This is a genomic window from Streptomyces sp. AC627_RSS907, assembly GCF_019049165.1.
In genome coordinates, this window is sequence record NZ_JAGMUE010000623.1 from 1 (window position 1) to 652 (window position 652).

1 protein-coding gene is annotated in these 652 nt (G+C 66.0%); it reads right to left on the reverse strand.

Features of this window, described 5'->3' with window-relative positions; translation table 11 throughout:
• Positions 1-652, reverse strand: a 652-nt coding sequence (locus KUM32_RS37465; protein WP_217146309.1) for a polymorphic toxin-type HINT domain-containing protein, incomplete at both ends; no start/stop codon positions are given.

A 652-nucleotide genomic window follows, 5' to 3' on the forward strand; every position in this document is an offset into this window, starting at 1 on the left:
GTCGGGCAGTTCGAGTTGTGGACAAGGACCGGCGTGGCGCCCGCCAGCACATAGTACGTGTGCACATCCGCCACGGTCAGGTTGTGGGTGCGCTGCCGCTTCTCGTAGTGGCGGGTGGCCTCGACCTGGACGGTGTCACCCTTCGGGGTGCGCAGGGTCATGCCGGGCTTCAGGTCGCCCGCATCGATCCACGCGTTCTCGCTGGGGCTCCAGAAGGGGTGGTGGTCGGTGGCGATGAGGGAGGTCGTAGCGCCGGCCGTGGTGACCGTCAGGTCCGTGAAGTACTTGTCGTCCTCGGTGACGATCGTGGCGACGACCTCACGGGTGGTCGTCTCTCCCGTCTGCGGGTCGGTGACCGTGACCTGGTCGCCGGTCCTGACGTCCTCGATCTCCTTGCGGGTGCCGTTGGCCAGCAGTACGGCCGTGCCAGCGAGGAAGCTGTCGCAATCGTCTCTGCCTCGTGGCGGCGCTTGTTCCTTGGACTTCGGTGCCTTCTTGAAGAACTTGAGCGGCTTGAAGAGCTTGCCCCAGGGCAGGTCGGTCGCCGCCCACGCGCATCCCTCCGCGTCGGCGCGGGAGCACTTCTTCCACTGCTCGACGTCCGGCAGCACCAGGCTCTTGACGAAGTTGAAGAGGTTGAACCCCTTCAGGG